The sequence below is a fragment of the Planctomycetaceae bacterium genome, from assembly GCA_039680605.1.
GTDB lineage: Bacteria > Planctomycetota > Phycisphaerae > SM23-33 > SM23-33 > JAJFUU01.
The window spans coordinates 14,984-33,949 of sequence record JBDKTA010000058.1 but is presented as its reverse complement, the minus strand read 5'-3'; the positions used below and the strand labels follow the sequence as shown (position 1 = coordinate 33,949).

Here is an 18,966-nt window from a genome sequence, read left to right as displayed (position 1 = left end):
GTACAAACCGCTGGAGCAAACACATGCCGACCGAGACATTCATCATTGAAGGCCGCGACGCGTTTGTGATTCCGCCGACCAACTGGAGCGCCACCCGCGCCACGCCCTGGGTCTGGTACGCCCCGACGTTGAAGGGACTGCCCGGACCGGAAGAACAATGGATGATCGACCAGTTCGGCAAGGCCGGCATCGCCGTGGCCGGAATCGACGTGGGCGAATCGTACGGCAGCCCCGCCGGCCGCACGCTCTACAGCGCCCTCTACAAAGAACTCACCCGCGGACCAGGGTTCTCCAAGAAGCCCTGCCTGCTCGGGCGAAGCCGCGGCGGGCTCATGCTCTACAACTGGGCGGCGGAAAATCCCGACTGCGTCGGCGCCATCGCGGGCATCTACCCCGTCTGCAATCTGGCGAGCTGGCCGGGACTCGACAAGGCCTGCGGCGCCTACGCCTTGACCGAAAAGCAGCTCGCCGCCGCCCTCAAGGCCCACAACCCCATTGACCGCCTGGCCCCGCTGGCGGCCGCCGGCGTGCCGCTCTTCCACATCCACGGCGACGTCGACGAACTGGTGCCCCTCGAGGCCAACAGCGGCGAACTGGCTCAGCGTTACCAGAAGCTCGGCGGCCTGGTGAAGCTCCTGATCCCCAAAGGCCAAGGCCACAACATGTGGCAAGGCTTCTTCCAGTGCCAGGACCTGGTCAACTTCGTGATCGCTCACGCGGCGTAGCACGTAAAGTTGTGGAGCAGGGTGCCGTGGCGCGCAGGGGCGAAGCCCCGGAGAGCCACGATCCCTGAACGTTCGATTCGCCAGTCGTGGCTGTCGCGCCCAAGCCCTCCCGCCACAGCGCCCACCGTGGCGGTTGCCTTTTCCATCGAGAGTATTATTCCGCCATGTCTTGAGTGAAGGTGCAAAAGAGCGGATAATGCCAGTCGTCGCATTGGCCGCCGGCAAGGATAGAAACGATGCACCTTCAGCAAACCAAAGACGAGAGCAGGAAATCGGGCGGGCCTCAGTATTTCTTCCACGGGCTCTCGCAGCCGGTGAAGGAGTTTCTTCGCAAGCGAGGTGCTTGCCCGGTGGTGCTGCAGACTCCTTATGGAATCGCCCGCAGTTCTTTCATGGCTGTGGACCGGGACCATAAGCTTTCCGGCGACAAGGTCATCTCAGGCAAAGTCGGGCATGATCGTATCCAGAAAGCAGGCGGTGAACAGTCTATCGGCGAAGCGATTCGGTATTGGTATGGCCTGAAAGCGGGACGTGATTTTGAGAGAATCGATCTGGATGTCGAGATTCATCCGGACGGGCATTTTATTCTTGTTCCCACCGCCGTGCGGATGCAGGGGGCTAAACGGGATCGGCCCCTGGAGAAGGTGCATGCGCCGCTTTCTTTCCACCGTGACTACCAGAGCAAGTTCTGGAGACAGCAACTCGACGCCTGCCGAAGACGTTCCCCTGCATGGAGCGAATGGGCTGCCTCCCAGATCAACCGCGTGGCAGCCGAGCATGGGGATTCGAAAGCCAGGAACATTCTCGAATCCGATTTGCTCCGAACGGGAGGAGCTTTATCTATCCTTGGTCTGGAGTTGAGCGCCTATCTGGGAAGAGGCTATGATTGCGTTACCAGCCGGTTCCAGTTCAATTCGTTGCCCATGTACACTTGCCCTGTTGAAATAAAGAAACGATCGACAGGATTTACGTATCAAGTGACTCGATATACGAGTCTTCCGCGGGCTGTCGTTCTGTGCATGAAACACGATATCATCAATCCGCCTGCGCATATTGATTTCGTTGAACTGCCTGTTTTGGCGGATTACCTGAGCCGTTAGATGACCCGTGCCACCATCCAACCTATCGTCGAGGCGATTCCAGCCGCACGACAGCAAGACGCGCGGCACTATGGCGTTCACCCCTATTTCACGCGCCGCCCGCCCAACGTGGTCCGGGCGTATATCGAACGGTATTCTCGCCAAGAGGATGTTGTTCTGGATCCTTTCGGAGGGACAGGCGTCACCGCCATCGAAGCGATGTTGCTGGGGCGGCGAGCCATCCACAACGATCTGAATCCTTTTGCCAATTTCCTGGCGAGGAACATTGCAGATACCACGCTGCCCTCCATCGCACCGCTGCAGCAAGCATTCGAACGCATCGAACGAGAGACGGTTGAATCCCTTGCCCAGATTGAACAGAGCGAGTCCGCGGCCGCTCAGTGGCTGCAGAAGTTGTCGTTACCCGAAAACATCCCCTTGCCGCGAACGTCCGACGCGGAGTTTTTTTACGACCTGTTCACGCCGCGCCAGTTGGCCGGATTGGCGCTGCTTAAGAGTGCCATCGACAGGGAATCAGGCGTGGTGCGGGAACTGCTGTTGCTCGCCTGGTCTGCGGCTGTCTCCAAGCTGAACAAGACATTCCTGTCGGCCAAGGGGCGGGCGGCCAGTCGCGGCGGGTCCAGCATATTCAGCATCTATCGCTACAAGCTGGCTTCACAGTGCGTGGAACTGCCTATCTGGGAGACGTTCCGGGGGCGTTACCTGAATGTTCTTGCGGCCAAGAAAGAGGTTCTGCAAACGCGGGATTACTGGCTTCAGAGGACCAAGGACAGACTGGTGCTGGACAGTCAGCGCGACTTCATTGTGCTATCGCAAGATGCCGGCACGCTCGATCAGACGTTGGCACCGGGGAGCGTGGACTACATTTTCACCGATCCTCCATATGGAGCCTTTATCAGCTATCTCGACCTTTCGATTCTTTGGAACCACTGGCTGGGTTTTCCCGTAACCGAAGAAACGCGACAGAATGAGACTATTGTCGGCGGGGAATGCGGACATAGCGAAGAGCACTATCGGCAAAGCCTGGCACAGAGCATTCGAATGTGCTTCAGGCTTTTGCGTGGCGACCGGTGGTGCTCGATTGTCTTTCAACATTGGGACCTGTCGTATTTTGCGACAATTCTCGAAACGGCCAGCGAGTGCGGTGCATTGCTTAAGACGGCCATCACGCAGACGGGCGATGTTATCTGGTCCATGCACAAGAAGAAAAATTCTGCCAGCATGCTTGCCGGCGAGTTGATCCTCACTTTCTACAAACCGGAGAATCGTCCGAAGCCGCGAAGAATTCCTGTGCGGCCGGCGGGCCAACTCGAACAAGTCTTGTCAGAGGTATTTGAAGCATGCCTCAACCACGGAAGCACCAGTTTTTCAAACGAAGCTTTGTTCAATCGCGTGGTGATTGAATTATGGAATCGTCGAGCGTTGGGGTGCCTGTCTCTTGACCGCCGGGAGTTTGCCGACCGCCTTACCCGCATGGGGTGGACGTACAACTGCAAGACGCATCTTTGGGCCAAGAGCGATGCCTCTGGCGAGTCCGCCGAGTCGCGAGAGTTGTTCTAATCCGCGTCCGGAGTCAATTGTTGCTTGGCGGTGTGTGCCTGTGCCGCTAAAATGACCGGTTCGATTTGTCCTACGGATTCGCAGACCCCCAGGCGCAGGCACCCATGAAATCGGCTAATGACATTCGCAACGAGTTTCTGGACTTCTTCGCTCAGCGTGGGCACACGTTTGTGCCTTCGTCATCGCTGCTGCCCGGCGACGACCCGACGCTGCTGTTCACCAACGCGGGAATGAACCAGTTCAAGGGGATATTCCTCGGCCAGGAAAAACGCGAGTACGTGCGGGCGCACAACTCGCAGAAGTGCATCCGCGCCGGCGGCAAGCATAACGACCTCGAAGACGTCGGCCACGATACGTACCACCACACCTTCTTCGAGATGCTGGGCAACTGGAGTTTCGGCGACTACTTCAAGGCCGACGCCATCGCCTGGGCGTGGGAGCTGCTCACGGGCGTCTGGGGCTTGCCCAAGGATCGCCTGTACGCCACGGTGCTTGCGGCTGACCCGGCGGAGAACCTGGCCGCCGACGACGAGGCGCGGCAGATCTGGCAGCAGCGCACGGACATCGACCCCTCGCACATCGTCTGGGGCAAGAAGAAGGACAACTTCTGGGAGATGGGCGAGACCGGTCCGTGCGGGCCATGCACTGAAATTCACATCGACCTGACGCCCGACAAGAGCGGCAAGGACCTCGTCAACGCCGGCGACCGGCGCGTGATGGAGATCTGGAACCTGGTGTTCATCCAGTTCAATCGCGACGAGACTCGGGCGCTGACGCCGCTGCCGGCCCAGCACGTCGATACGGGCATGGGCCTGGAGCGCATCTGCATGGTCATGCAGGGCAAGAGCAGCAACTACGCCACCGACCTGTTCGTGCCGCTGATCGAGAAAATCGAGACGCTGACGAGCCACCGCTACGGCAGCAAGAGCGGTCTGAAAGACCGCTTCGACGTCACCAGCGCCGAGGACCTCCGCGACGTGGCCTGCCGCGTGATCGCCGACCACGCCCGCACACTGACGTTCGCCATTGCCGACGGGATCATCCCCTCCAACGAAGGGCGGGGCTACGTGCTGCGGCGCATCCTCCGCCGCGCCGCCCGCTACGGCAGGCAGTACCTCGACATCTCCGGCTCGTTCCTGGTGGACCTGGTGCCCAAGGTCGTCGAGATGATGGGCAAGGCCTTCCCCGAGCTTGGCAAGCGGCAGAAGTACGTCATCGAGACGATCGCCGGCGAGGAGGAATCCTTCGGCCGTACGCTGGACCGTGGCATCGCGCTGTTCGAGAAAGAGGCGGATCGCCTGCGCAGCGCGGGCAAGAAAGAATTGCCCGGCGAAGTGGCGTTCGACCTGTACGCGACATTCGGATTTCCTGTGGACCTGACGCAGATCATGGCCGCCGAGCGCGGGCTGAGCGTCGATATGCAGGGTTACGGTGCGGCGATGGCGGCTCACAAGGAGACCTCGTCGGCCGGAGCGGCGTTCAAGGCCGGCGAGATTCACGACCTGCCCGCCACCGACGACGCGGGCAAATACCATCGCGAGCCGATCACGGCCACCGTGTTGGGTTGGGTCGTTGAAGGCGCCTTCGTGACCAGCGGCAAATTGGCCGCCGGGCAGGAAGCAGCCGTCGTGCTCGACCAGACGAACTTCTACGCCGAGCAGGGCGGGCAGGTCGGTGACAGCGGCGTGCTGACATCGCAGGCCGGGGCGCGGTTTGAAGTGACGGACACGCGGCTGGCCGGTTCGGCCGTGCTGCACGTTGGGCGCGTCAGCGGCGGGGCCCTGGGCGTGGGCGACCAGGTTGAGTGCGTCGTCTCGCCGGCGCGGATGGACATCATGCGGAATCACACCGCCACGCACCTGCTCAACTGGGCACTGCGGGCCGAGCTGGGCGAGCACATCAACCAGGCCGGCAGCGAAGTGGCGGCAGACCGCCTGCGGTTCGACTTCTCGCACAACCAAGCCATGACCGACGAGCAGCTCCACCGCGTCGAGACGATGGTCAACGAGCGAATCCTGGCCGACGAGGACGTCTCGGCCCACGTCATGCCGCTGGCCGAGGCAACCAAGATCGGCGGCGTGCGGGCGGTCTTTGGCGAGAAATATCCCGACCCTGTCCGCGTGGTGGCGGTGGGCGAGCACGGCGCCGCCGCGGCGGCTGTCGAGTTCTGCGGCGGAACGCACCTCGACCGCACGGGGCAGGTGGGGTTGTTCAAGATTCTGTCGCAGGAGTCGGTCGCCAAGGGCGTGCGGCGCATTACGGCCGTCACCGGGCGGGCGGCGGTCGCGCACGTTCAGGAGGCTGACCGCGTGCTGTCCGAGGCCGCCCGGGCGCTGAAGGTTCGCCCCGACGAGATCGCCCAGCGTATCGAGGCGCTGCAGAAAGAGATCAAGGACCTGCGAAAGAAACCCGCTGCTGGTGGCACAGCCTTTCCAGGCTGTGGAGGGCACGATAGCGGCCGCACCGTCTACAAGAGCGACGACGGGCGCGTGCTCGTGGTCGAGTTGCCCACGGCGGACGTCAATACCATCCGCAACTTCGCCGACCAGCAGCGCCAGAAAGGCGCCGCAGCGGTGATGGCCGGCGGGGCCGCTGAGGGCAAGGTCTGCATCGTCACGATGGTAGACCAGGCGCTGGCCGACGCGGGAACGCTCAATGCGGCCGACTGGGCCAAGGCGGTCGCGCCCGTGGCTGGCGGCGGAGGCGGCGGCAAGCCGATCCTGGGCCAGGCCGGCGGCAAAGACCCCGCCAAGCTTCCCGCGGCGCTGGATGCAGGCGCAGAGTGGGTTCAGAAGAAACTCAGGTAGCCCGGTGCCGTGGCGCGCAGGGGCGAAGCCCCGGAGAGCCACGATCCCTGAACGTTAGATTCGCAAGTCGTGGCTGTCGGGCTAAAGCCCTCCCGCCACGGCACCCGCTTTGTGGCACGGGCAGCACGGGTGCCACGCACAACTTCGTTGTGCGTGTCCCTGACCGCAAAGGAGGGGAGCATGGGCGGGACGCCCATGCCACACGGCAAGAGCATGGGCGGGACGCCCATGCCACGAAACCATGGCGACCCGCTAGAAACAAAAACGCGTGTCGCCATGCCACCCTGGGCGGGCGTAATAGAAGCGTTGTGAAAAATGAACAGGTGCGGGGAATCAGGATTGTCTTGACAAAGCGGTCAGGACTGACTAATTTCTTGCGTTTCTTAAATTGCGCGGGCAAGTCGGCCGCACCGGCCGGGTCCTGCGCAGATGGAAGGTCAGGATATGCTCCCTAAATATAAACTCAGCCGAGGGCGGACGCGCAAGCGCCGCAGCCACCACGCCCTTCGTCCGATCAACCTGGCGGATTGCCCCAAGTGCAATTCCCCCAAGTTGCCCCACGCCGCCTGCAGCAACTGCGGGTACGTGCGTGCAGGGCTCAAACTCGAGGTCGAAGAAAAGGAGAGCTAGCCCATGCGGATCGGTATTGACGCCATGGGCGGCGATCATGCCCCGGTCGAGGAAGTCCGCGGCGCTCTGGCGGCGCGCGAGTTGCTCGCGCCGGGCGACCGCGTCGTTCTCGTCGGGCAGGAAGACGCCATCCGCGCCCAGCTCAAGACCGAGGGCGTCGCCGACTGGGACCAGTGGGTCGACGTCCGCCACGCCTCGCAGTTCATCACCATGAACGAGCACCCGGTCACCTCGCTGCGGGCCAAACCCGACAGCTCGCTGGCCGTGATGACCAAGATGCACCGCGACGGCGAGCTGCAGGCCTGCATCTCGGCGGGAAACACCGGCGCCTTCGTGGCGGCAGCGCAGATGAACCTGCGCCGCCTTCCGGGCGTACACCGCCCGGGCATCGCCGTGATCGTGCCGACCAGCCACAACCCCGTGGCCGTCTGCGACGTCGGCGCCAACATCCAGTGCCGCCCGCTGCACCTGCTGCAGTACGGGATCATGGCGTCGATCTATATGGACGCCATCTGCTCGGTCAAGAACGCCCGCGTGGGGCTGCTGTCGGTCGGCGAGGAAGACGCCAAGGGCAACGAGCTGGTCAAGGCCACGCGCCAACTGATGAAGGCCGACCGGGGCGTCAACTTCATCGGCAACGTCGAGGGGCGCGACGTCTTCCGCGGCACCGTCGACGTGGTCGTCTGCGAGGGCTTCGTCGGCAACGTCGTGCTCAAGCTGATTGAGGGCATGGCCGCCGGGGTCATCAAGTCGGTGCTCAAAGAGATCGCCATGGTCATGCCCGACCACTTGGACAAAATCAAGGCCGCCGGGGCGGGCCTGGCCAAGAAGTTCGACTTCAATGAATACGGCGGCGCGCCCCTGCTGGGCGTGGCAGGCATCTGCATCATCTGCCACGGCGCCAGCGATTTCCGCGCCATCAAGAACGCCGTGCGTGTGGCCGGCGATTTTTCCAGACGCCAGGTCAACGAGCAGATTACCGAGCTCTGCAAGAGCACCGAGGAAGCATAATGGGCAAGTCCCGCCGCGCAGTGGTGACAGGCATGGGCTATGCCGTTCCTGCCAAGGTTCTCACCAACGCCGATTTCGAACGCATGGTCGAGACCAGCGATGAATGGATCATCCAGCGCACGGGCATCCGCGAGCGCCACGTCGTTTCCGACGGCGAATCGACCACCGACCTGGCTGTCGACGCCGCCCGCAAGGCCCTGGCCAACGCCGGAAAAACCGGCGCCGACCTGGACCTGATCATCTGCGCCACCGTCAGCCCGCAAATGCTCCTGCCCTCCAGCGCCAGCATGATCCAGAACGCCCTGGGCGCCACCGACGTTCCGGCGTTCGATCTGTCGGCCGCCTGCAGCGGGTTCATCTTCGCGCTGACCACGGGCTGCCAGTTCATCGAGAACGGTCTCTACCACCGCGTGCTCGTGATCGGGGCCGACTGCCTGAGCCGCTACACCGACTATAAAGACCGCGGCAGTTGCATCCTCTTCGGCGACGGCGCCGGGGCGGTGATTCTCGAGGCCTCCGACGCCGCCGACAAGGGCGTGATGTACAACGTCCTGCACACCGACGGGTCGGGCTGGGATTTCATCCACATCCCCGCCGGCGGATCGGCCAAGGCCGCCACGCACCAGACCATCGACGCCGGCGAGCACTACATCAAGATGCGCGGACGCGAGGTCTACAAGTTCGCCGTCGAGAAGATGCAGTGGCTTCTGGGCGACTGCATGCAGCAGTGCGGGCTCAAGGTCGCCGACATCGACATGGTCATCCCCCACCAGGTCAACACGCGGATCATCGCCTCGGCGGCAGAGAAGTTCGACCTGCCCATGGACAAGATCTACATGAACATCGACCGCTACGGCAACACGTCGGCGGCGTCGATCCCGCTGGCGATGGCCGAGGCGGCGTCGAAGGGCCTGATCGGTCCGGGCTCGACGCTGCTGCTGGTGGCCTTCGGAGCCGGGCTGACCTGGGGCGGGTCCGTCGTGCGGCTCTGACAATGAAATAGAGCCGCTGAGGTCGCCCAGGACGCTGAGGATAAAGGAGATAAAATAACTTCTTCCTCAGCGTCCTGGGCGACCTCAGCGGCTTATTCAAACCCCCAGCTACGACACCAAAGGAATCCGGATTGAATATGAATACAACCTTTTTATATCCAGGACAGGGCGCCCAGGATGTCGGGATGGGCAAGGACCTCTGCGAGAAGTACCCCGCCGCCCGTGCGATCTTCGAGCAGGCCGAGAAGATCTCCGCCCTGCCGCTGATGAAGCTCTGCTTCGAAGGACCCAAGGAAGAGCTCTCGCGCACCGACGTGGCCCAACCGGCAATCTTCACCATGTCGGTGGCCGTCAGCGCGGCGATCGCCCAGAAGCTTGGCCCCCAGGCGGCGACGTTCGTGCCAACGTTTACCGCAGGCTTGAGCCTGGGCGAATACACCGCCCTCTATGCCGCCGGCGCGATGGACTTCGAAACCGGACTCAAGCTCGTCACCCAGCGCGGGCGGTTGATGCAGCAAGCCGCCACGCTTGTGCCCTCGGGCATGGTCAGCGTGATCGGGATGGACGAGCCCCAGGCCGAGTCGTTGTGCCTCCAGGCGTCCCAGGGCGAGGTGCTGGTCTGCGCGAACTTCAACTGCCCGGGACAGATCGTGCTGTCCGGTCAGATCGGCGCCTGCCGCCGCGCCGCCGAAATGGCGCCCGCCGCCGGAGCCAAGATGGCCGTACCGCTCGACGTGGCGGGCGCCTTTCACAGCTCGCTGATGGCCACGGCGGCGGAAACGTTCGCCCAAACCCTTCTGGACGTGCCGTTCAAAGATCCGACCTGCGTGGTGCTGTCCAACGTCGACGCCCGCCCGTACGCCTCGGCGGCAGAGATCCCCGCAAAACTGCTGGCGCAGCTTGTCCAGCCCGTTCGCTGGCAGCAGTGCATGGAGTACCTCATCGCCCAGGGCGCCGGAGCGTTTTACGAGATCGGACCGGGGCGGGTGCTGGCCGGGCTGGCAAAGAGAATCGACAGAAAACTGCCCATCACTTGCGTCAACGCCCCTGACGCGGTAGAACAATTGACCGCAAACGCATAGGTATGGTTCCTCCGCCGCTTGCGGCGTCGCCGGTGTTGGGCAAGCGGAGAAACCACGAAACAAGGTGAAAATAATGGCAAAAACCGTAGCTGCAACCCCCGACAATCAGAAGGTCGCCATCGTCACCGGCGCCGCGCGCGGCATCGGACGCGAGATCGCCCGAGAACTGCTCAAGATGGGCATGACCGTCGTGGCCGTCGACCTCAAGGCCGACCTGCTGGGGCAACTGCCCGAGGCCCTGGGCAACCCCGGCGACAAACTCGAAACCCGCGTTCAGGACGTGACGGACTCGGCCGGCATGACGGCGATGGTCGACGCGGTGGCTGAGAAGTACGGCCACCTCGACGTCATGGTCAACAACGCCGGGATCACGCGCGACAACATCGTGGTGATGATGACTGACGAGGAGTGGGACCTGGTGCTCAAGGTCAACCTCACCAGCGCCTTTTACGGGACTCGGGCCGCCGCCCGCGTCATGATGCGCCAGCGCTGCGGCAGCATCGTCAACATGTCCAGCTACAGCGGGCTGGAAGGCAACCGCGGGCAGGGCAACTACGCCGCCAGCAAGGCCGGCATGCTCGGCCTGACGAAGTCCGCGGCCAAGGAACTGGCCAAGCGCAGCGTTCGGGTCAACGCGGTGGCTCCGGGCTTCATTGCCACGGAGATGACCGAAGTGCTTCCCCAGCAGGCCAAGGACATGGCGCTGGCGATGATTCCGATGGAGCGCATGGGCACCCCCGGCGACATCGCCCGCGCGGTGGCGTTCCTGGCGTCGGAGAATTCCGCTTATATGACCGGGCAGGTGCTCAGCGTCGACGGCGGAATGCACACGTAAATTCGCGTTGCGGCTTGACAGTAATCGCCCGGAATTGGTATTGCATGAGTTTGATCGTCACGCTATAGTACCGCACCCTCGCCAGCCCTGGCGGCGGTGGGTGAATCCTAAGGTCGTTGTTGCAGGAGAATGAAAGTGCCAGACGAAATCGAAGATAAGGTCATAGACATCGTTGCCGAACAGATGGGCGTGGACAAGAGCGAAATCACGCGCGAAACCTCGTTCGTCAACGACCTCAACGCGGACTCTCTGGATACCGTCGAGCTGGTGATGGAGTTCGAAGATGAGTTCGAACTGAGCATCCCCGACGAAGAAGCCGAGAAGATCCAGACCGTCGGCCAGGCGATCGACTACATCAAAGAGAACTCCAACAAGGCCTAGAGCCTGTGGATCAGGCATTCGATGTCCAGATGCCGCGTAGTCATCACTGGGCTGGGGACCGTCAATCCGGTCGCCCATGACGTGCCGCTGTTCTGGGCGCGATTGCTGGAGGGAACAACCGGCATCCGCCCGATCTCGCGGTTCGACGCCGCGCCCTTCGCCTCCCGCATCGGCGGGCAGATCGTCGATTGGGCCGGTCCGCCCACCGACTTGGTCGACCCGCGCGAAGCACGGCGCATGGACCCCTTCACCCAGTACGCCACCGCCGCGGCCATCGAGGCCGTCCGCGACAGCGGTATCGCCTTCGACCCCGCCAAGGCCCGCCGCTATGCCTGCATCATCGGAACCGGCATCGGCGGGCTGATGACCCTGCAGGAACAGCACGAGATCATGATGGCCCGCGGCGTCACCCGCGTCAGCCCCCTGACGGTGCCCAAAATGATGGGCAACGCCGCCGCCGGAACGATCTCGATCCTCTACGGGCTCACCGGCGTGTCCTATGCCACCGTCACCGCCTGCGCCTCGGCCGCCAACGCCGTCGGCGAGGCGATGGCCCTGCTGCAGCGCGGCGCCGCCGACGTGGTCATCACCGGCGGCAGCGAAGCCGCCCTGACCGAGATCGGCCTGGCCAGCTTCTGCGCCCTCAAGGGGCTGTCCACCCGCAATGACGACCCCGCCCACGCCTCGCGCCCGTGGGATAAGGACCGCGACGGGTTCCTGCTGGCCGAAGGCGCCGGCGTGGTCATTCTCGAAACGCTCGATCACGCCAGGGCCCGCGGGGCGAAGATCTATGCCGAGCTGGTGGGCTTCGGCGCCACGTGCGACGCCTACCACATTACCGCCCCATCGCCCGAAGGCACCGGCGCGTGCGATGCAATGATCCTGGCGCTGGAAGACGCCGCCATCGCCCCCGACCAGGTCGGATACATCAACGCCCACGGCACCAGCACAGAACTCGGTGACATGGCCGAGACCGTCGCGATCAAGAAGGCTTTCGGCGATTACGCCAGGAACGGCCTGATGGTCTCCTCGACCAAGAGCCTCACCGGCCACATGCTCGGGGCCTCCGGCGGAGCGGAGTTGGTGGCCTGCTGCAAGGCGATGCAGGACAACGTCCTGCCCGGCACGTGGAACCTCGACAACCCCAGCGAAGGCTGCGACCTGGACTATATCCCAAATCAATCCCGCCAGAAGAAGGTCCAGTACATGCTGTCCAACAGCTTCGGCTTCGGCGGCCACAACGCCTGCCTGATCATCAAGCGGTTTGAGTAAGGGAACCGGGTGTAGGGACAGAAGGGAATGTGCGTGAAGGATCGCATTGTTATTCATTGCGACAAGGGCGTTTATAAAGGGGAAACTTGGTTCCTGGACATTTCTGAGTCGGAAGTGGTCTTGGTCAACGCTTTAGGAAAGACCATGGCTACATGTAGTCCCAATCTGGCAGAAAATATGATTATCCCGCTAGGTTCTGCTCCGCAAAAGAGACTGTTTGTTCGGGTCGGCAGCACAAGGCTGGAGTTTGACTCTCTTACCGAAGATGTCCAGAAGCTAATGTCCTATTTTGACACAGTCATGGCGGCCGAAGGTTCTGCACGTTTGCGGGCCTTTGCCAGAAGAGCGCTCGGTTTCCAGTTCTTGGGGATTATTATTATCGTTGGCTCCGTGTATTGGATGAGCCGCGTGGATTCACAAAAGTCCGATACGATGTTTCCGGCTTTCTTGCTTGTGCTTGGGATTGTGCTGGTCGCTATAGGCCTCGGAGCAATGGGCAGATATTTCAAAGTCAAAAAGCTCGCCGAAAAATCCAAAGACCGCAATGACTACCAAGCCCAGTAGCCAGCGCGAAGAAAGAAGTGTTCTTCCATTAGCGGTCGAACTCTTGTCCGGCGTAGCTCGCAGAGCGAAGACGACTGTTCAACGTGTTTATCCCCCTTCAACAACCGCGCGGAGCAAGCTCCGCCGCTAACTTTCCCTCTCCTGCATTTCCTCCGTCAGTCGCCGCGCTTGTTCCATCGCTGCCTGGCGGGTTGAAAATTCTTCGTTGAGCTGCGCCTCGTAGAGGCGGCGGAGGAGTTTGCCCATGGTGGGGCCGTCCGTCACGCCCAGGGCGTGCAGGTCGGCGCCGGTGATCAGGGCGGGGGGACAGACTGCTTCGGGCTTGACGGCCGTCGCGCGGTCGGCGATGCGTTTGGCTTGGTCGAATCTGCCGGTGACGAGTTTTTCCTGCGCGTGCCAGAGGGCCTGAAGGTGTGGCCAGTAGGGGCTGCCCATGAGGAACTTGAAATCGGCCAATTGCGTGTCGGCGGCGGTTTGCCATCCGTCCACGCGGGCGGCCAGGTAGCTCAATTCATCGCGAAGTTCATTCGAAGCGCCCCAGCGGCGCACGCAGGCGCGGATGGCCTTGGGCGGCGTCTCGGCCAGCAGGGCCGCCAGCGCCAGCGTGACGTTTTTCTTTGGCGCGACTTTCGCCAACCGCTGCCGCGCTCGCGTCAGGCGCGACTCGTCGGCCGTCAGCTCGTCGGGAAAGATATGCTGCGCCAGGTTCAAGTCGATCAGCAGGTCCATCGCCTCGGCGGCTGACGCTCGGACGAGCATCTTGCTGAGCTCTTCGAAGATGCGTTCGCCGCTGATGGCGGTGATCTTGTCGGACAGGACGCGGATGGCTTGTGCTGTTTCGCTCTCGATGGCGAAACCCAATCGCACGGAGAACCGCGCCGCCCGCAGCATGCGCAGGTAATCCTCGCCGAATCGCTGCTCGGGCCGGCCGATGGTGCGGATGATCCGCCGCCGCAGGTCGTCCTGCCCGCCGACGTAGTCGATCAGCTCATCCTTGAGCGGGTCGTAGAACATCCCGTTGATCGTGAAGTCGCGGCGCTGGGCGTCTTCGCGGGCGCTGGTGAACGTCACCGCATCAGGCCGGCGACCGTCGCTGTAGGACGCATCGGAGCGGAAGGTGGTGACTTCGACCTTGCGGCCGCGGTGGAGCACCATGGCAACGCCGAACTTGGCGCCGACCAGCAGCACGCGGGGGAAGATTTTCTGCACGTCGTCGGGGGTGGCGTTGGTGGCGACGTCGTAGTCGAAGACGGGATGTTCCAGCAGCATGTCGCGCACGCACCCGCCGGCGAAGAGCGCCTGGAAGCCTCTTTCGACCAGGCGCTGGACGACCCAGATCGCGGTTTCTCGTGGTGCGGGTTTCGCCATGTGTACACGGATTCTACCGGCGGACCGCATCCATGAAAAGGCTCGGCCTGACGGCTTGCCCGTTTGGCGTCCTCTGGCGCCGCGCGAGTCGCCGCCGTCGCCCTGCAAAAGTGCTATGGGGATCAGGAGTTTTGCCTTATACTTTGCACAGGCGCGCTGTGCGTCGCAATGGGACCATCCAGCCTTGAATGCCAAGAACAAATCGGCGGGCGAACACGAGTTGAGCGCTTCGCAGGAGGATTACCTTGAGGCGGTCTGCCTGCTCGTGCAGCGCAACAAGGTCGCCCGGGTGCGGGACATCGCCGACCACATGAAGGTCGGCATGCCCTCGGTGACTGCGGCCCTGAAGAACCTCTCCGCCCGCGGGCTGGTGAATTACGACCCGTACGAGGTGGTCACCCTGACGGGGCCCGGCGAGCAAGTGGCCCAGCAGATCACGCGAACTCACACGTTCCTGAGGCGGTTTCTCATCGGCGTGCTGGGGGTCAGCGCCGCCTCGGCCGAGGCCAATGCCTGTCGCCTTGAACACGCCGTCGACGCCGAGCTGCTCGAGCGCCTGCGCAGCTTCGCCGAGTTCATCGAGCACTGCCCGCGCACCGGGCCCGACTGGGTCCAGGAGTTCCTGGAGTACTGCAATCGCCGCCAGGACCCCGAGCACTGCAAAGACTGTAAGGCCGACAAAAACTCTTAGCAGCGGAGTCTGCACCCATGTGGCAGGATATCGCAATCGGCGCCGTGCTGGTGTTGTTGGCCGCGGCGGCGATCTATCGCATCCTGCTGGCGGGCAAGGGCAAGGGAGGGTGTGGGTGCGACCGGCGCGTGTTCCCACGCGAAAGTCACCAGTCGCAAGATCCAAACAACGCCTCCGAAGATCAAATCCGTCGCTGAGGTCACAGCGCGGACTGCGCCCAATCTCATTGCGGATCTCAGATTTCGGATTGCGGATTACTTCTTCATGTCCCGCCGCGCTCGCAACCTGCGGGCCGAAGGCCTGCAATTCGTCAGCCCAGGGCGCAGTCGCGAGCGAAGCGAGTGACGCAGCCCTGGGTCAGGTCGCACCTCCGGTCCCAGCCCTGAAAGGGCGGCACACGATGATGTTTCGCCCTTTCAGGGCTTAAAACATGTTGGGGCAGATTCCCCAGGGCGCAACGTCATCCGGAATCTTCAGCGGTCACGTATGTCAGTGGGTCGCTGACCCCGGCTTGCTTGAATCCTGCCAGGCGCAGGCGGCAGGAGTCGCAGCGGCCGCAGGCGGCGCCGTCGGGTGACGGGTCGTAGCAGCTATGCGTCAGCGAGTAATCGACGCCCAACGCCAGGCCGGTGCGGATGATCTGTCCCTTGCTCATGTGAATCAGCGGGGCGTGGATGGCGAACTGCCCTCGCCCTTCGACGGCCGCCGCGGTGGCCAGGTTCGCCAGGCGCGTGAAGGCGGCGATGAATTCGCTTCGGCAGTCGGGGTAGCCGCTGTAGTCGACGGCGTTGACGCCGATGAAGATATCGAACGCCCCGGTCACCTCGGCGAACCCCAATGCGATGCTCAGGAAAATCGTGTTGCGGGCCGGAACGTAGGTGACGGGAATTGCGGATTTGGGATTGCGGATTTCGGATTCCACCTGCGGCCCGGTCCGGTCCTTGGGCACGTCGATCGCGTCGGTCAGGGCGCTGTGGCCGAACCCGCCGGCGGCGGTCAGGTCCAGTTTCACGACGCGGTGGTCGGCGGCCTTGAGCGCCGCGGCCACGCGTGCAGCCGCCTGGAGCTCAAAGCGGTGGCGCTGGCCGTAGTCGAAGCTCAGGCAGTGGCAGGCGAAGCCGGAATCGGCTGCCACGGCGAGCGTGGTGGCCGAGTCGAGCCCTCCCGACAGGAGCACGACAGCGGGTTTGGGTGGTTGAGTGCGTTTCATGGTCAGTGCGAACTATAGCGAGGCACTTCTGATGGTACAAGCCGCATGGATGCGAGATTGGGCTACCGCGTGACGGCGCACGATTTGTTATAATGGTTCATGAAGGAGTTTTCCATGCGACGCGAATTTAGCGTAATCATCGAGAAGGATGAGAAAGGCTGGCTTGTGGCTTCGGTGCCGGAGCTCAAAGGCTGCCACACGCAGGCGAAGTCTATGGACAAGCTGCTCGAGCGAGTCCGAGAGGCCATTGCGGTTTGTTTGGAGGCGCAGGAAGATACCGAAGATGAAGTGCATGAATTTGTTGGAGTGCAGCGGGTCGCGGTGGAATCATGAGCAAGATGCCCCGATTGCGTGGGCGGGAAGTGATCCGAATCTTGAAAAGGGCGGGGTTTGAAGTGATTCGAGTTCGGGGCAGCCACCATTTTCTGCGTCATTCTGACGGCAGAGCAACAGTTGTCCCAGTGCATGCCGGCGAAGATCTCGGGCCGGGGCTTACGCGGGCAATTCTGCGAGACTGCGACCTGACATTGCAGCAGTTCCTTTCATTGTAAAGGGGCGGTAGGCTTCACCGGGACACACGCTTCTTCCCTGCGCGCCTGCATTGCAGGGCCTTGCCAAACGCGGTAAGCTGTGAATGTACCGGGTCCTTGCCGCTGGAGCGGCGGGGCGCTATCGGGAGAAGCAAGATGGCGACATTTGAAACGTTCGGTAATCCGCGGCCGGGGCGGGCGTACGTTGTGCGCCACGTGGCGCCGGAGTTCACGTCGGTCTGTCCCAAGACCGGTCAGCCGGATTTCGGGACCATCGAGATCGAGTACACCCCCGGCGACCTGTGCGTCGAGCTCAAGAGCCTCAAGCTGTACCTGCAGGGGTTCCGCAACCAGGGCGTGTTCTACGAAGACGTGATCAACCGCATCCTGGACGACCTGGTCGAGGCCCTGCGCCCGCGGCGGATGACGGTGACAGGCACATTCACGCCCCGCGGGGGCATGCACACGATCGTGACGGCGACACATGAGCTATCCTGAACCGTATCGCACAGGGCAAGGCAGCGGGGCCTTTTGGCGCGTTGCGGCTGTAGCTTCGACGCTGGTGATTCTTGTGGCGCTGATCTGGTCGGGATGGCGTGCCGCGCAAGGGCACGAGATGATCTCGCGCACCACGCGGGACGAGAGCATCATGGGCACGGTGACGGAGATCACCGCCACGGGCGATTTTGGCGACGAGGAAGCGATCAATCAGGCGATGATCGACGCGCTCAAGGCTCTGCGCCAGGTCGAGGCGCTCATGAGCGTCTACCTATCGCAGTCGGAACTGTCGCAGTTCAACGCCGCGCCGGTGGGGCAAGTGGTGCCGCTTTCACCCGAGATCATGACCCTGCTGCGCACTGCGCGCGAGATGACCCGGCGCAGCGGCGGGGCCTTCGACCCGACCTGCCGCCCGATCGTGACGCTCTGGAAGCAGTGCGCCCAGGAGAAACGCCTGCCCACCGACGAGCAGATCGCCGCGGCGATGAAGAAGGTCGGCTGGGACAAGATCTCCCTCCAGGCGGGCGGGGCGGTCAAGCTCGCTGCCAGCGACGGGGTGGACCTGGGCGGCATTGCCAAAGGCTACGCCGCCGACCAGGCGGCCAAGGCGATGCAGACCCACGGCGTGCGCGGCGGCCTGGTCAATGTCGGGGGCAACATGCGATGCTTCGGTCAGTCCAAAGGCGGCGGGCCCTGGCACATCGGCATCCGCAACCCGTCCTGGCATCGCGGCATGGACGAGAACGCCCAGACGATCGGAACTCTGCGATTGACCGGCGGCGCCGTCTCCACCAGCGGCAACTACGAACGCTTCGTCGAGATCCAGGGCAAACGCTATAGCCACATCGTCGATCCGCGAACCGGGCGGCCGGTCGATACCTATCCCTCGGTAACGGTGATAGCCGCCGACGGCGCCGAGGCCGACGCCTGGTCGACCGCCCTGAGCGTGCTGGGTCCGGCGGGCCTGGCGCTTCTGGAAAGCCAAGAGGACACCGAGGCCATGATCGTGACGGGCACGTCCCAGGAGCAGATTGTCACCACCAGCGGATTCTTCCGGCTGTTGGCGGATCCCATCACCTTGCCCCCCTTGCCCGCCGCCGCGACGCGACCGGAAGGACCGTGACGATGGCCGACAAGGACAACACCGACACGCTGCGGCGCATCCGGCGCGGCTTCTTTGCCGCCATGGGCTTCCTGGCGATGGGGTACATCGGCTTTCACGGTTTTTCCAATCCCTATCCTGCCGTGGCGATCATGGGCGTGGCGGCGGGCTTTCTTGCCAGGCGCTCAACCAGCGTCAAACGAGGCGTCCTCTACGGAACGCTCCTGGGTTTGATGGCCGGTCTTGGAATCTACATGGGCTGGGTGAGCCAGCAATATCACATCCTGAACGTGAAGGTGGCGACAACGCAGCCGGACACGCAGAGCGCCTCGGCGCCTTACGCGCCGCCGGGCCGATCGGCTTCCCCGAAAACGCAGCCGTCGACGCGGCCTCCCACGTCACAGGAAATCGAGCAGAGCCTGGCGGCCATCGAGCGGCAGCGCCAAGAGGATATCGCCGGGTTCGAGGCCAGGAAGACCCGAGTGGGCGTGCTGGTCGTAGGGGCGACAGTATTTCTGGCCGCGGTGATATCGGCTATCTACACCAGCGTCGACCTGCGCCGCCGCCAGGGACGTTGATGGATTCACCGCGGAGGCCGCAGAGGCCGC

The 18,966-nt window shown here is 63.1% G+C and carries 22 protein-coding genes; 19 read left to right on the top strand and 3 right to left on the bottom strand.

Features of this window, described 5'->3' with window-relative positions:
- Window positions 1-23 precede the first annotated feature (23 nt).
- Window positions 24-725, top strand: a complete 702-nt coding sequence (locus ABFD92_17620) for a prolyl oligopeptidase family serine peptidase (GenBank protein ID MEN6506358.1) — start codon at window positions 24-26, stop codon at window positions 723-725.
- Here ABFD92_17620 and ABFD92_17615 read toward each other — a convergent pair.
- Window positions 713-871 carry a hypothetical protein gene (locus ABFD92_17615; GenBank protein ID MEN6506357.1) on the bottom strand — a complete coding sequence of 53 codons (159 nt, stop codon included), beginning with the start codon at window positions 869-871 and terminating at the stop codon, window positions 713-715. The genes ABFD92_17620 and ABFD92_17615 overlap by 13 nt on opposite strands.
- A gap of 90 nt (window positions 872-961) precedes the next feature.
- Between ABFD92_17615 and ABFD92_17610 the strand changes: the two genes are divergently transcribed.
- From ABFD92_17610 to ABFD92_17560, 11 genes are all read left to right on the top strand, one after another.
- On the top strand, window positions 962-1,825 hold the full coding sequence (locus ABFD92_17610) for a hypothetical protein (protein ID MEN6506356.1): 864 nt from the start codon (window positions 962-964) through the stop codon (window positions 1,823-1,825).
- On the top strand, window positions 1,826-3,385 hold the full coding sequence (locus ABFD92_17605) for a DNA methyltransferase (GenBank protein MEN6506355.1): 1,560 nt from the start codon (window positions 1,826-1,828) through the stop codon (window positions 3,383-3,385).
- Window positions 3,386-3,489: 104 nt separating this feature from the next.
- Window positions 3,490-6,192, top strand: coding sequence for an alanine--tRNA ligase (gene alaS, locus ABFD92_17600; protein ID MEN6506354.1), 2,703 nt, complete (start codon window positions 3,490-3,492; stop codon window positions 6,190-6,192).
- 444 nt (window positions 6,193-6,636) lie between these two features.
- Window positions 6,637-6,822: a 50S ribosomal protein L32 gene (rpmF, locus tag ABFD92_17595; GenBank protein MEN6506353.1), complete on the top strand. Its 186-nt coding sequence runs from the start codon at window positions 6,637-6,639 to the stop codon at window positions 6,820-6,822.
- 3 nt (window positions 6,823-6,825) lie between these two features.
- Window positions 6,826-7,833 (top strand): phosphate acyltransferase PlsX, encoded by a 1,008-nt coding sequence (plsX, locus tag ABFD92_17590; GenBank protein MEN6506352.1) that lies wholly within the window; start codon window positions 6,826-6,828, stop codon window positions 7,831-7,833.
- Complete coding sequence (locus ABFD92_17585; GenBank protein MEN6506351.1) at window positions 7,833-8,825, top strand: beta-ketoacyl-ACP synthase III; 993 nt, start codon at window positions 7,833-7,835, stop codon at window positions 8,823-8,825. Before plsX ends, ABFD92_17585 begins: the two co-directional genes overlap by 1 nt.
- A 137-nt stretch (window positions 8,826-8,962) precedes the next feature.
- Window positions 8,963-9,907 (top strand): ACP S-malonyltransferase, encoded by a 945-nt coding sequence (fabD, locus tag ABFD92_17580; protein ID MEN6506350.1) that lies wholly within the window; start codon window positions 8,963-8,965, stop codon window positions 9,905-9,907.
- A 73-nt stretch (window positions 9,908-9,980) separates the two neighbouring features.
- On the top strand, window positions 9,981-10,742 hold the full coding sequence (gene fabG, locus ABFD92_17575) for a 3-oxoacyl-[acyl-carrier-protein] reductase (GenBank protein ID MEN6506349.1): 762 nt from the start codon (window positions 9,981-9,983) through the stop codon (window positions 10,740-10,742).
- Between the two features lie 135 nt (window positions 10,743-10,877).
- Window positions 10,878-11,123: an acyl carrier protein gene (gene acpP / locus ABFD92_17570; GenBank protein ID MEN6506348.1), complete on the top strand. Its 246-nt coding sequence runs from the start codon at window positions 10,878-10,880 to the stop codon at window positions 11,121-11,123.
- Window positions 11,124-11,144: 21 nt separating this feature from the next.
- On the top strand, window positions 11,145-12,395 hold the full coding sequence (gene fabF / locus ABFD92_17565; protein MEN6506347.1) for a beta-ketoacyl-ACP synthase II: 1,251 nt from the start codon (window positions 11,145-11,147) through the stop codon (window positions 12,393-12,395).
- Between the two features lie 33 nt (window positions 12,396-12,428).
- Window positions 12,429-12,959: a hypothetical protein gene (locus ABFD92_17560; GenBank protein MEN6506346.1), complete on the top strand. Its 531-nt coding sequence runs from the start codon at window positions 12,429-12,431 to the stop codon at window positions 12,957-12,959.
- 126 nt (window positions 12,960-13,085) lie between these two features.
- Here ABFD92_17560 and ABFD92_17555 read toward each other — a convergent pair whose 3' ends face one another.
- Complete coding sequence (locus ABFD92_17555; GenBank protein MEN6506345.1) at window positions 13,086-14,327, bottom strand: CCA tRNA nucleotidyltransferase; 1,242 nt, start codon at window positions 14,325-14,327, stop codon at window positions 13,086-13,088.
- A 184-nt stretch (window positions 14,328-14,511) separates the two neighbouring features.
- On the opposite strand from ABFD92_17555, the gene ABFD92_17550 reads away from it, so the two are divergent.
- The gene (locus ABFD92_17550) at window positions 14,512-15,018 is read left to right on the top strand and encodes a metal-dependent transcriptional regulator (protein ID MEN6506344.1); all 507 of its coding nucleotides are present in this window, start codon (window positions 14,512-14,514) and stop codon (window positions 15,016-15,018) included.
- A 17-nt stretch (window positions 15,019-15,035) separates the two neighbouring features.
- Window positions 15,036-15,215: a hypothetical protein gene (locus tag ABFD92_17545; GenBank protein ID MEN6506343.1), complete on the top strand. Its 180-nt coding sequence runs from the start codon at window positions 15,036-15,038 to the stop codon at window positions 15,213-15,215.
- A gap of 263 nt (window positions 15,216-15,478) precedes the next feature.
- Here the strand turns inward: ABFD92_17545 and queC are convergent, their stop codons facing one another.
- Window positions 15,479-16,228 (bottom strand): 7-cyano-7-deazaguanine synthase QueC, encoded by a 750-nt coding sequence (queC, locus tag ABFD92_17540; GenBank protein ID MEN6506342.1) that lies wholly within the window; start codon window positions 16,226-16,228, stop codon window positions 15,479-15,481.
- A 114-nt stretch (window positions 16,229-16,342) separates the two neighbouring features.
- Between queC and ABFD92_17535 the strand changes: the two genes are divergently transcribed.
- The 5 genes from ABFD92_17535 to ABFD92_17515 all read left to right on the top strand — a co-directional run bounded on the left by ABFD92_17535 (window position 16,343) and on the right by ABFD92_17515 (window position 18,936).
- The gene (locus tag ABFD92_17535; GenBank protein MEN6506341.1) at window positions 16,343-16,561 is read left to right on the top strand and encodes a type II toxin-antitoxin system HicB family antitoxin; all 219 of its coding nucleotides are present in this window, start codon (window positions 16,343-16,345) and stop codon (window positions 16,559-16,561) included.
- On the top strand, window positions 16,558-16,779 hold the full coding sequence (locus tag ABFD92_17530; protein ID MEN6506340.1) for a type II toxin-antitoxin system HicA family toxin: 222 nt from the start codon (window positions 16,558-16,560) through the stop codon (window positions 16,777-16,779). Before ABFD92_17535 ends, ABFD92_17530 begins: the two co-directional genes overlap by 4 nt.
- A 135-nt stretch (window positions 16,780-16,914) precedes the next feature.
- Window positions 16,915-17,256 carry a preQ(1) synthase gene (gene queF / locus ABFD92_17525; protein ID MEN6506339.1) on the top strand — a complete coding sequence of 114 codons (342 nt, stop codon included), beginning with the start codon at window positions 16,915-16,917 and terminating at the stop codon, window positions 17,254-17,256.
- On the top strand, window positions 17,243-18,379 hold the full coding sequence (locus ABFD92_17520; protein MEN6506338.1) for an FAD:protein FMN transferase: 1,137 nt from the start codon (window positions 17,243-17,245) through the stop codon (window positions 18,377-18,379). Before queF ends, ABFD92_17520 begins: the two co-directional genes overlap by 14 nt.
- A gap of 2 nt (window positions 18,380-18,381) precedes the next feature.
- Window positions 18,382-18,936, top strand: coding sequence for a hypothetical protein (locus ABFD92_17515; GenBank protein MEN6506337.1), 555 nt, complete (start codon window positions 18,382-18,384; stop codon window positions 18,934-18,936).
- The last annotated feature ends 30 nt before the right edge of the window (window positions 18,937-18,966 follow it).

What these genes read in the sequence shown, in the direction of transcription:
- ABFD92_17620 (MEN6506358.1), top strand. Translation starts at nt 24, where the DNA reads ATGCCGACCGAGACATTCATCATTGAAGGCCGCGACGCGTTTGTGATT.
- ABFD92_17615 (MEN6506357.1), bottom strand. Translation starts at nt 871, where the DNA reads ATGGAAAAGGCAACCGCCACGGTGGGCGCTGTGGCGGGAGGGCTTGGG.
- ABFD92_17610 (MEN6506356.1), top strand. Translation starts at nt 962, where the DNA reads ATGCACCTTCAGCAAACCAAAGACGAGAGCAGGAAATCGGGCGGGCCT.
- ABFD92_17605 (MEN6506355.1), top strand. Translation starts at nt 1,826, where the DNA reads ATGACCCGTGCCACCATCCAACCTATCGTCGAGGCGATTCCAGCCGCA.
- alaS (MEN6506354.1), top strand. Translation starts at nt 3,490, where the DNA reads ATGAAATCGGCTAATGACATTCGCAACGAGTTTCTGGACTTCTTCGCT.
- rpmF (MEN6506353.1), top strand. Translation starts at nt 6,637, where the DNA reads ATGCTCCCTAAATATAAACTCAGCCGAGGGCGGACGCGCAAGCGCCGC.
- plsX (MEN6506352.1), top strand. Translation starts at nt 6,826, where the DNA reads ATGCGGATCGGTATTGACGCCATGGGCGGCGATCATGCCCCGGTCGAG.
- ABFD92_17585 (MEN6506351.1), top strand. Translation starts at nt 7,833, where the DNA reads ATGGGCAAGTCCCGCCGCGCAGTGGTGACAGGCATGGGCTATGCCGTT.
- fabD (MEN6506350.1), top strand. Translation starts at nt 8,963, where the DNA reads ATGAATACAACCTTTTTATATCCAGGACAGGGCGCCCAGGATGTCGGG.
- fabG (MEN6506349.1), top strand. Translation starts at nt 9,981, where the DNA reads ATGGCAAAAACCGTAGCTGCAACCCCCGACAATCAGAAGGTCGCCATC.
- fabF (MEN6506347.1), top strand. Translation starts at nt 11,145, where the DNA reads ATGTCCAGATGCCGCGTAGTCATCACTGGGCTGGGGACCGTCAATCCG.
- ABFD92_17555 (MEN6506345.1), bottom strand. Translation starts at nt 14,327, where the DNA reads ATGGCGAAACCCGCACCACGAGAAACCGCGATCTGGGTCGTCCAGCGC.
- ABFD92_17545 (MEN6506343.1), top strand. Translation starts at nt 15,036, where the DNA reads ATGTGGCAGGATATCGCAATCGGCGCCGTGCTGGTGTTGTTGGCCGCG.
- queC (MEN6506342.1), bottom strand. Translation starts at nt 16,228, where the DNA reads ATGAAACGCACTCAACCACCCAAACCCGCTGTCGTGCTCCTGTCGGGA.
- ABFD92_17535 (MEN6506341.1), top strand. Translation starts at nt 16,343, where the DNA reads ATGCGACGCGAATTTAGCGTAATCATCGAGAAGGATGAGAAAGGCTGG.
- ABFD92_17530 (MEN6506340.1), top strand. Translation starts at nt 16,558, where the DNA reads ATGAGCAAGATGCCCCGATTGCGTGGGCGGGAAGTGATCCGAATCTTG.
- queF (MEN6506339.1), top strand. Translation starts at nt 16,915, where the DNA reads ATGGCGACATTTGAAACGTTCGGTAATCCGCGGCCGGGGCGGGCGTAC.
- ABFD92_17520 (MEN6506338.1), top strand. Translation starts at nt 17,243, where the DNA reads ATGAGCTATCCTGAACCGTATCGCACAGGGCAAGGCAGCGGGGCCTTT.
- ABFD92_17515 (MEN6506337.1), top strand. Translation starts at nt 18,382, where the DNA reads ATGGCCGACAAGGACAACACCGACACGCTGCGGCGCATCCGGCGCGGC.